We start from the raw sequence: 9,001 nt of genomic DNA, 5'->3' as shown, positions 1-9,001 counted from the left end.
TTTCTCGGAGGAACGAAACACACCCTTAAGTATTAGAAAAGAGTACATTGTCATGCCTCCGGGCAGTGCGGGGCACCGTCAGCGTCTCGAAAACACGGCGGACCCCCGCCGGGAGACCAGTTTGATCTCCACATCACCAAATATGGCTGTTTTAATATATACGACTTCTGACGCAATCGTTTACCTGTCGCGTCGATCTCGCCGGACCGGGAAGGGGATGAGACCCTACAGTGGCGTATGTCACGGATCGGGACCCCTCATGCCCACTAAAAAAAAGAACGGTGCCGAAAGTGTCCAGCGCTTCGATTGCCTCTGCGGCCCCGCGACCTTCAACGAGGTCTTCGTGCAGGAGGGCAAGGTGCTCGGCGTCCCGGACACCGAGAAGTTCGCGGACGTCCGGGCGAACGGCGCCCCGACCGGGATCTCGTACCTGACGGCGGCGGCGAATCTCGCCGCGGCCAGGATCGAGGAGGCGGCCCGCTGCGGCGAGGGCGTGGTCGTGCAGGTGAAGATGGCGAAGACGCCTTCTGACGTGAATCTGAGGATACCGGAATGGGCGATGCGGTATATTACGGATAATAAGAGGAAGGTGGATGTGCGGGGGCCGGTGTTTTTGACGGTGCGGGGAGAGATCCTCGAATAATTTTTTGAGGGGGCTCAATCTTCAGAAAATAGGGTCAAAGAACCATATAACGAGCACTATTTTGGACACAAACCCTTTTACTGCAGAAAGTGGAGTTAATCCCCTTCAGCATTTTTCGACATTTAATGTAATATTCAGTTTGATACTCAAATGATCTTTCACCATTCTATAAAAAAGAGAAGAAATCCAGGATCCGATAATACCACTTTATTTTGCACTTACTGTCGCCAGAGATTTCATATGGAATCGAGTATCTGTTGAGAACGGGGTATTTTCTTTGTGCTTTGCTCCATAACTGATGGCGAATTTTCTGCCTTACTTTATGCCCACGCCCCCCATGTGTTTTGTAAACTGCATGAGACGTACTGACAATTATCCAGTTGACTTTGTACCATCTCTCAGGATCATCCTTGGTATAATACAAAACACGAGAAATATTTCGCATTGCAATCTCAGTATGATTTATAGGGGGTTCATGGATACTATACTCCGTGCACCATACCCCATTAAAATGACGATCGGCTTTTTAGAATCCCCCCTTGAATAATTTATAGGCTTTCCATCATTAAAAACAGAATAACGAACGCGAAAAACTGCATGCCCAGAACGATCAGTAGGAGGCATAGAAATTGCTCGTTTGGTTCTGTGCTTTTTCCCGTATATACAGCACCATGGCAAGGCGTTCCCCAGGTTACGGTCCCGGTTTGAATAAAATCGCGGAAATTATCGTTTGAATAGTATCCGGGGAATCGCCACGCGGCATGATGTCGCGGGAAGGTGGATGGGATTGTACCGACATCTCTCTTTCGCCGGAAAAGACCGCTATTCCAGCGCCAACAGGTCTTTCAAAAGAACGCTTATTGCTTCCATATCCTCGACCGAGCACCGCCCGATCTTCCGGACGAAACGATCTTCCGAGAGGGCAACAATCTGGAAGACCAGCGCCGCACTATTGGAAATCAGCCCGTTCTGTGAACTCTTCTCGATACCGTGGGTGTGCGGGAACGAAAAAGCCACCGGGGTCGTCGTCAGCGGGACCGCGATGGTCATACCCCCGTAGGCGACGGCGAGCACCACGGCAGGACGCAGCCCGCTCTGCTCGTGCCCCCGTGCGTCGGTAAGATCGACGAACCAGATATCGCCTCTGCTCCGGCGCATCCTAATGCCTCATCGACTGGATACCGGCTCGTTGCCACTCCTGCAGCTCGGAGTCAAGCACCGCCTTCTCTTCGTCAGTGGGGGCAAAGAGGTACTGCTTCACCCGGTTGATACCCTTGACGATCTGCTCATTGGAGTAGAAGGACTTCATCCTCCGGACTGCCCGGTATGCCTGCTGCGGCGGTTGGTGCATCTCGTAGGCCAGATACCCGTAAGTCGCCCCGATCTCAAGCAGGGACGGGCTTTTGCCGAAGAGGCCGGTGAGCCCGGCAACAGAGTCCGCTTCGACGGGGGAGAGCGCGCGCTCCGTCTCGCACCGGGAAAACTCGTCGGCGTGCTGGTAGTACTCCCGTGCAAGGTCCGGGGAGTAGGGTCCCCGGACGTAGAGATGAAACGGATACGCAAATTCGACACCCTTCAGCTTCAGCAGATAAACAAGCTTCTGGGCGATGAGCCGGTGCTCGAACTGGCCTTTATCCATACGGAACCCAGCTTCTCGGAAACAGGCAATGACTTTGCTTCTATCGTTCACAGATATCACCTTCGCAGCCGAGGAGTTTGCAGAGCCAGCCCCGGACACGCCGCCACTCGCCGAGCCCTTCCGGGGTGATGGCGCAGAGCTCCAGTTCCTTCCCTTCAAGCGTCACCTTCTCGGAGCGGAGGTATCCCATCTCGACAAGTTTCTTGAGGTTTGCGTAGAGCACGCCGTCGCTCAGGTTCAGCCCGGCTTTGAGCTGCCGTGCGGTGGCCCCGTCCTCGCCGAGCTCGGAGAGCGCCCAGAGTATCTCCAGGCGCACCCGGGAGATGAGGGTGCTGTTCACGTCCTCGGATTCTTCCACGATTGCTATCAGATCATCCGACATAAGCGACTTTAAACTTTGAGTAGATGTTGGAGCAGGGGGAGATAAAGGATTCGGGCGGTGTTTCTTATGCGTCAGCGGGTAGTTGTACTCTTAAAAGGGACGCGATGAAACCTCTGCAGCACCGTATCCTCCTCCGGAAAGAGGCGAAAGGCAGGCATACAGTTATAGAACCAACCCTTCCCGGGCTGCGTCACCTTCGGCGGCACGATCGAGGAGGCGATCGCAATGGCAAAGGAGGCGATCGAGGTGTACCTGGAAGACCTGACCGACAGGGGCGAAAAGATCCCGACCGAGGAGGATAACCTCGAATATACCCTGACGGTCGAAGCATATGCCTGAGGTTCCCGTCCTCTCTCCGCAAAAAGTCATCAAAATCCTTGAAACAAAAGGATTCGTCCTTGCACGAACACGGGGCAGTCACCACCTCTATCGTCATCCGGAAACGGGAAGACGCGTGACTGTCCCGGTTCATGCACCAGATCTGCCTGCAGGGACTCTTCTTGAAATCCTCAGACAGGCCGGAATTGAAAGGGAAGAACTCGAAGATCTGAAATGATCCGTTCTCTCCCGCCATCCACAACCATTATCCTCCCCCCAACAGATGATCCCCCATGCACTCCCGTGAGAGCGTCCTCGCCCTCCTCGCCACCCTCAAAGACGACCTTGCGGTCCGCTTCCCCGTCGCCAGGATCGGCGTCTTCGGCCCGGTCTCCCGCGGCGAGCAGACGCCCGCACGCGACATCGACATCCCGGCCTGCGTTCTCCCGGCCGGTCGGCACATTTCACCTTCATGGAGCTGGAAGAATACCTCTCCGAACGACCCGGCGACGCCCGACGCCATCAAACCGGCGATGCGGGAGAGGATCACGGGCGAAACAGCCGATGCCCGAAACCGTCCGCCACACCTCATACAGACCATCCGATCCCGAACGCAAAGTTTGATAGCCCGTCCCACCGATCATCTGCATAACGGGAGGCCCCACCATGACCGGCATCGAAGCGGACGTCAGGGAGATCAAGGAGAGCATCAGGATGCTCACCGAAAAGATCGACGAACTCCTCCACGAGAGGGAGACGGCAGCCATGATGAAACTCTCCGAGCGGTCGCTCTCCGCGTTTCTTGAGGAGGAGCCAGACCTCTACGCCGTCAGGGACCTGAAGGTCGTGTACCGATGAAGGTCGATTCCGTGATCAGGCTGGACAAGATCGCAACCGTCCTGAAAGACCTGATGGTAGGCGAACTCGGCGAACTCGACGATGACCTCAGGGCAGAGGTCAACGCAAAACTTGCAACTCTTTTCAGGATCTGATCCCCGGCGAAGAGGTGCCGGCCGGTCGGCGCATTAAACCTTCATGGCACGTGAGCCAGAACACTCTCAGCGGAGAAGCCCCTCTATGGCATCAAGGAATGCCTCCGCGCGCGAAACCGCATTGTTCGCTTCCTCCTCCGAGACTGTCCCCGCCATATCGCAGGCCCCGATATGCCGCTTCCCCCGCATCCGGTCGAAGGCGAGCACGATCTCGCGGTCCAGGAAGAGTTCGACGAACCTGACCGCCAGGACGGCATTCGATGCGAGACCGTTGAGAACCCTTTGATGACCCAAAAATAGCCGATATTGCGCACAATGTCCACATATAGAGCAGAAATCTCGATAAAAACCCCATTAAAGGCATCTGTTGATACAGAATCTTTATCGGCTGGAAAATCGCATTAATATCATGCAAAAACCGTCAGTTTCATTCCTGATTCTGCTGGTTCTCGGCCTGTTTCTTGTAACAGCCGGGTGCACACAGAATCAGCCCGACGTCGCCACTTCAACGTCGGGAAGTACTGAGATTCAGCAGGAGACCTACACCTCCAATGAAACGCTCGTCGCCTTCGTTGAGAGTGCGGCCGCCTATGTGAAAACAAACGGCAAAGAAAAATCCCTTGCAGAATTTAACAACCCGAATGGTTCTTTTATCAGGGGCGAACTCTATATCTACGCCTACGACTTCAACGGCACAACCCTCGCCCACCCGGTCAATCCTGAGAAGGTCGGAGTAAACCGTCTGGATGAGGGAGACACAGGGATCTATCTCCGGGGCACCATCGATGCCGTCAGGAATGGAAGCGGTTTTTACCGGATAAAGTATGTCAATCCCACGCACAACCGGACGCTCGAATCAAAACTGGTGTATGGTGTGAGTATCGATGATGACTGGTGGCTTGGTTCCGGAATATACACCGGCCCGGCAGACCAGTCTCCAATGCAGTAACTATTTTTCCCACCGGCATCCGCCCCGGACAGTGTCTGGATCCGGGGCGGAATAACAACCGTGACATCTATTTTTAAGATCGCAATGGCAAAGGAGGCGATCGAGGTGTACCTGGAAGACCTGACCGACAGGGGCGAAAAGATCCCGACCGAGGAGGACATCCTCGAATATACGCTGCCGGTCGAAGCATATGCCTGAGATTCCCGTCCTCTCCCGCCATCCACAACCTTTATCCTCCCCCCAACAGATGATCCCCCCATGCACTCCCGTGAGAGCGTCCTCGCCCTCCTCGCCACCCTTAAAGACGACCTCGAAGTCCGCTTCCACGTCGCCAGGATCGGCGTCTTCGGCTCGGTCTCCCGCGGCGAGCAGACGCCCGCAAGCGACATCGATATCCTGGTCGAGTTCTCCCGGCCGGTCGGCTTTTTCACCTTCATGGAGCTGGAAGACTACCTCTCGGATCGGCTCGGCGCCCCGGTCGACCTGGTGACGCCCGACGCCATCAAACCGAGGATGAGGGAGCGGATCGCGGGCGAGACGGCCTATGTCTGAGCCGGACCCTCTTCTCTATTGCAACGATATTCTCGAAGCCATCGACCGCATAGAGCGTTATACCCAGTCAATCGGTTTTGAGGAATTCCTGCACGATACAAAGACGCAGGATGCCGTGATCAGGAACCTCGAAATCATCGGGGAAGCGGTGAAAAAGCTCCCGGCCGAATTCAGGGAGGCGCATCCCGAGGTGGGGTGGCGTGCCGTCGCAGGGATGCGGGACAAACTCATCCACCATTATTTCGGCGTCGACATGAGGATCATCTGGGAGACGGCCCGCTCCGATCTCCCTCATTTGAAGGACAGGATCGAGGAGATCCTCAAAAAAATGTCCTGAGGGCAGAGGGACGTCATCCACCCCTTCGAGGAGGACGATTCGTTCTCCTGCCTCTCAGCCGTCCGGGCTGCCGACACCCCATCACGGTCAGCCGCACCAGCACAGCCCGCCAGCCCCACACATTCAAATACCGCCATAACCGAGATCCACCCATTCAGATGGACCTCTACCCCGAAATCCTCGCCGAGATCCGCGACCGGCAGGCCGCCGTCGAGCAGACCCACTCCCCCCACGCCACCAGGAACGCCGAGGCGGTCCGGAAGAAAGCCAGCCCGAAAAGGCCCGAAGAGCCGGTCATCCGTCCCCCCTTCTACCGCGACAACGACCGCATCCTCCACTCCAGGGCCTACACCCGCTACATCGACAAGACGCAGGTCTTCTTCCTCATCGACAACGACCACATCACCCACCGCGTCCTCCACGTCCAGCTCGTCTCCAAGATCGGCCGGACCATCGGCCGGGCCCTCGGCCTCAACGAAGACCTGATCGAGGCGATCGCTCTCGGCCACGACATCGGGCACACCCCCTTCGGGCACAAGGGGGAGGCGTGCCTCGACGCCATCTGCCGGCGGGAGGGGATCGGGGCCTTCAGGCACAACCTCCAGAGCGTCCGGTTCCTCGACGTCATCGAAGACCTGGACCTCACCCTCCAGACCCTCGACGGCATCCTCTGCCATGACGGCGAACGCTTCGTCAGGCGCCTCGCCCCGGCCGAACCGATCACGGCGCCGGCCTTCGCCGCCAAATGCGAGAGGATCGGGAGCGGCGCCGAAGAGCCCGTCCTCCCCTCCACGATGGAGGGGTGCGTCGTCAGGGCCGCGGACGTGATCGGCTACCTCGGCCGCGACCTCCAGGACGCCATCGAGGTCGGGCTGATCGACCGGGACGACGAAGACCTCGCCGCGATCTGCCGGAAGACCCTCGGGACCGACGACGAGCGGGCGATCAACTGGACAGTCATCGACACCCTCATCAAGGACCTCGTCAACGAGAGTTTCGGAAAGGGGGAGATCGCCTTCTCGGAGGCGGCCGCGGAAGGCGTGAAAAAGATGCAGCAATTCAGCATCGACCGCATCTACAACAACCCGAGACTCACCTCCCAGCAGGAGAAGATCGAACGGATGTTCTCCACCCTCTTCGACCATTTCTCCGCGGACCTGGAAGAGGGGAAGACCGGTTCGCTCATCTACACCGACTACCTCGATTCCACGTGGGTCTCCGGGGACTATCTGGACACGGCGGGCGAGGGCGATAAGGTGAGGGACTTCATCGCCGGGATGACCGACCGCTACTTTTTCGAGACATTTCAGGCGATCACCCTGCCCGAACGGGTGAAAGGCACCTACAGGAGAGAATAGGGGAGAGGTCACGCTCCCGGCCGGCAGGCGCATTCCATATCCACCCGGCGATTCAATGCCTTCAATTCGAGCAATGATGAAAAAGAAAACTATATTGCAGGCAAACAGCAAGAAATCTGCACATGAAACAGATATTCTGGATCGCACTTCTTCTTGCAGCCTTCATGCTCGTCTGCGGCTGCACGCAGCAGAGCACCGCACCCGAAACAACGATCGCGACGCCGACCCCTGTGGAAACGGCCGCACCCGCGGGGTCTCTCCCGGCAGAGCTCTCCTCGTCCAGCCCCAACGCCTCGCTCTCCCTGGACGCCGGCGTCCTCCTCCTCTCGTTCCACGCCGACGGGGCGCAGAAGATGACGGTCACCTTCGCGAGCGTATCGAACGAATACATGGCGAGCAACGAGATCCCCATCGCCGGCCCGTATGACGGAACGCTCATCTTCGAGATCCCGCAGAAAGATGAATACTGGCTGAACATCTCAGGGACCGGCGCATGGACCGCGGAGGCCTCGCGCTACGTGCCCGGCGAAAGCCAGAAGGTGCCGCAGAACCTCACCGGCAACGGCACCGGGGTGGCGCCGACGCTGTACCTGGAGAAGGGGCAGTACATCTTCGAGCGGCAGCAGACCGGCCTCTCCTCGCCGCTGTACCTCCTGAGTTACGTGAACGCAAGCCCGCTCATGGACGCAAACAACTCCTATGTCCAGCCCGGCTTCGGCGAAATCTCCACGGAGACGTTCAAGTTCATCACCGTCCCCGAGTCCGGCGACTACATCCTGAGCGTCATCGCCAGGGAGAACCCGTCCACCTGGGCGGCGTCCATCCTCCCCGCCCCCACCCTGCCCGCCATGGGGCCGGGCCCGGAGATCCCGGAGAACGAAACGCAGACGGCCTGAACCGGAGAATCCGAGCGGGTCGGGTTCAAGAGAATGATCAGGTACTCTGTACCGCCGGAGAGAAGACCCGGAATGATACCTATACCGGAAGATTCGCTACACTCTCCCCGCTCGGGGTTCCATCCACCCCAGCAAAACCTATTTCACCCCTAAAACTCCCCACGACAGATCGATCCGACAGGAGAGAAAGCGAACGTGCACCGCATCACATCTCGCATTTTTCTGCGAAAAGAGCCGTAAGGGGGCTGCACAGCCCGGCAAGACCAAAAGATCTCATTTATCCCCTTCCCGGCGTCATGCAAACACCATGAAACAAAAAGCCGCCCTGTGTGCGACCGTCCTCCTCCTCGCCGTCCTGATCTGCGGGTGCACGACCTCACCCGGGGAGAGCACCGCCGCTCCTGCCGAAACCCCAGACCTTCTCGGGAACTGGACCGGCCAGATGACAGGCTACGAACATGGAAAGGGCTACACCGACTATGCCGGTTCGACCATGACCCTCCGGGTCGCCGAACAGAACGGCCGGATCTTCTCAGGCGAGATCACCTTCACGAACAGCAGCGGCTATGCCACCCGGGAGGCCACCCCCTGCGCCGGCGTGATCGGCCGTGACGGCAGGGCGCTGACCCTGGTCGAGGAGGGAGGAGGCTACTCTTCCGGCTCCATCATCGCCCCCGAAGAGATCGAGTTCATCTACGCCAATGGGGCCGAGCCCTTCAGCATCGCAATCGATTCGCTGAAGCGGAGCTGAGAAACTCCCCGATTTTTCTTTTTTGCGGCTGTTCGGGTCACTCCATATCCCGTGGCGGCCGTTCCAGAAGAGTCCCCGGCCGATTCCGATCTGCCCCTCTCCCCGGAAAGGGATCGATCCACCGTCACAAAAAAGCATATTGAAGCGCCGCCGAGTAGAATTAAAGGCAACCAATCCGGGCACC

At 57.9% G+C, this 9,001-nt stretch carries 16 protein-coding genes and 1 pseudogene; 12 read left to right on the top strand and 5 right to left on the bottom strand.

The features are described 5' to 3' along the window. Nucleotides 1–310: 310 nt before the first annotated feature. A pseudogene (locus METLI_RS01655) lies at nucleotides 311–643 on the top strand (O-phosphoserine--tRNA ligase); the annotation flags it as partial. An 822-nt stretch (nucleotides 644–1,465) separates the two neighbouring features. Here METLI_RS01655 and METLI_RS01650 read toward each other — a convergent pair. The 3 genes from METLI_RS01650 to METLI_RS01640 are packed head-to-tail and all read right to left on the bottom strand — an operon-like array spanning nucleotide 1,466 to nucleotide 2,664. Further along, nucleotides 1,466–1,801, bottom strand: a complete 336-nt coding sequence (locus METLI_RS01650) for a type II toxin-antitoxin system PemK/MazF family toxin (RefSeq protein ID WP_004037463.1) — start codon at nucleotides 1,799–1,801, stop codon at nucleotides 1,466–1,468. Between the two features lies 1 nt (nucleotide 1,802). After that, nucleotides 1,803–2,282 (bottom strand): hypothetical protein, encoded by a 480-nt coding sequence (locus METLI_RS01645; protein ID WP_245529386.1) that lies wholly within the window; start codon nucleotides 2,280–2,282, stop codon nucleotides 1,803–1,805. 40 nt (nucleotides 2,283–2,322) lie between these two features. Beyond that, the gene (locus METLI_RS01640; protein ID WP_004037459.1) at nucleotides 2,323–2,664 is read right to left on the bottom strand and encodes a transcriptional regulator; all 342 of its coding nucleotides are present in this window, start codon (nucleotides 2,662–2,664) and stop codon (nucleotides 2,323–2,325) included. A 225-nt stretch (nucleotides 2,665–2,889) separates the two neighbouring features. Here METLI_RS01640 and METLI_RS13495 point away from each other — a divergent pair, with 225 nt between their 5' ends. Both METLI_RS13495 and METLI_RS12645 read left to right on the top strand, forming a co-directional pair. Continuing rightward, on the top strand, nucleotides 2,890–3,003 hold the full coding sequence (locus METLI_RS13495) for a type II toxin-antitoxin system HicB family antitoxin (protein ID WP_245529385.1): 114 nt from the start codon (nucleotides 2,890–2,892) through the stop codon (nucleotides 3,001–3,003). Beyond that, nucleotides 2,996–3,220: a type II toxin-antitoxin system HicA family toxin gene (locus METLI_RS12645; protein WP_004037454.1), complete on the top strand. Its 225-nt coding sequence runs from the start codon at nucleotides 2,996–2,998 to the stop codon at nucleotides 3,218–3,220. The genes METLI_RS13495 and METLI_RS12645 overlap by 8 nt, the downstream gene beginning before the upstream one ends. A gap of 27 nt (nucleotides 3,221–3,247) precedes the next feature. On the opposite strand, the gene METLI_RS13015 is transcribed toward METLI_RS12645, so the two are convergent. Then, nucleotides 3,248–3,583: a hypothetical protein gene (locus METLI_RS13015; protein WP_157203183.1), complete on the bottom strand. Its 336-nt coding sequence runs from the start codon at nucleotides 3,581–3,583 to the stop codon at nucleotides 3,248–3,250. 65 nt (nucleotides 3,584–3,648) lie between these two features. On the opposite strand from METLI_RS13015, the gene METLI_RS01625 reads away from it, so the two are divergent. Both METLI_RS01625 and METLI_RS13010 read left to right on the top strand, forming a co-directional pair. Then, entirely contained in the window at nucleotides 3,649–3,840 is a 192-nt protein-coding gene (locus METLI_RS01625) for a hypothetical protein (protein ID WP_004037453.1), read from the top strand. Continuing rightward, nucleotides 3,837–3,974: a type II toxin-antitoxin system PemK/MazF family toxin gene (locus METLI_RS13010; RefSeq protein WP_245529384.1), complete on the top strand. Its 138-nt coding sequence runs from the start codon at nucleotides 3,837–3,839 to the stop codon at nucleotides 3,972–3,974. Before METLI_RS01625 ends, METLI_RS13010 begins: the two co-directional genes overlap by 4 nt. A gap of 66 nt (nucleotides 3,975–4,040) precedes the next feature. Here METLI_RS13010 and METLI_RS01620 read toward each other — a convergent pair whose 3' ends face one another. Further along, nucleotides 4,041–4,268, bottom strand: coding sequence for a hypothetical protein (locus METLI_RS01620; RefSeq protein ID WP_004037451.1), 228 nt, complete (start codon nucleotides 4,266–4,268; stop codon nucleotides 4,041–4,043). A 115-nt stretch (nucleotides 4,269–4,383) separates the two neighbouring features. On the opposite strand from METLI_RS01620, the gene METLI_RS01615 reads away from it, so the two are divergent. The 7 genes from METLI_RS01615 to METLI_RS01590 all read left to right on the top strand — a co-directional run bounded on the left by METLI_RS01615 (nucleotide 4,384) and on the right by METLI_RS01590 (nucleotide 8,817). Further along, a complete protein-coding gene (locus tag METLI_RS01615; RefSeq protein WP_048103577.1) occupies nucleotides 4,384–4,923 on the top strand; it encodes a cache domain-containing protein in 540 nt (179 codons plus the stop codon). A 60-nt stretch (nucleotides 4,924–4,983) separates the two neighbouring features. Beyond that, complete coding sequence (locus METLI_RS13005; protein ID WP_245529383.1) at nucleotides 4,984–5,121, top strand: type II toxin-antitoxin system HicB family antitoxin; 138 nt, start codon at nucleotides 4,984–4,986, stop codon at nucleotides 5,119–5,121. A 60-nt stretch (nucleotides 5,122–5,181) separates the two neighbouring features. Next, the gene (locus METLI_RS01610) at nucleotides 5,182–5,475 is read left to right on the top strand and encodes a nucleotidyltransferase family protein (protein WP_004037445.1); all 294 of its coding nucleotides are present in this window, start codon (nucleotides 5,182–5,184) and stop codon (nucleotides 5,473–5,475) included. After that, the gene (locus tag METLI_RS01605) at nucleotides 5,468–5,812 is read left to right on the top strand and encodes a HepT-like ribonuclease domain-containing protein (protein ID WP_004037443.1); all 345 of its coding nucleotides are present in this window, start codon (nucleotides 5,468–5,470) and stop codon (nucleotides 5,810–5,812) included. The genes METLI_RS01610 and METLI_RS01605 overlap by 8 nt, the downstream gene beginning before the upstream one ends. A gap of 158 nt (nucleotides 5,813–5,970) precedes the next feature. Next, complete coding sequence (locus METLI_RS01600) at nucleotides 5,971–7,170, top strand: deoxyguanosinetriphosphate triphosphohydrolase family protein (protein ID WP_004037438.1); 1,200 nt, start codon at nucleotides 5,971–5,973, stop codon at nucleotides 7,168–7,170. Nucleotides 7,171–7,292: 122 nt separating this feature from the next. Then, a complete protein-coding gene (locus METLI_RS01595) occupies nucleotides 7,293–8,066 on the top strand; it encodes a hypothetical protein (protein ID WP_004037436.1) in 774 nt (257 codons plus the stop codon). A gap of 307 nt (nucleotides 8,067–8,373) precedes the next feature. After that, nucleotides 8,374–8,817 (top strand): hypothetical protein, encoded by a 444-nt coding sequence (locus METLI_RS01590; protein WP_004037435.1) that lies wholly within the window; start codon nucleotides 8,374–8,376, stop codon nucleotides 8,815–8,817. Nucleotides 8,818–9,001: the final 184 nt, after the last annotated feature.

The sequence above is a fragment of the Methanofollis liminatans DSM 4140 genome, assembly GCF_000275865.1.
GTDB classification, from domain to species: domain Archaea; phylum Halobacteriota; class Methanomicrobia; order Methanomicrobiales; family Methanofollaceae; genus Methanofollis; species Methanofollis liminatans.
This window is presented reverse-complemented; position numbering and strand designations above follow the sequence as displayed.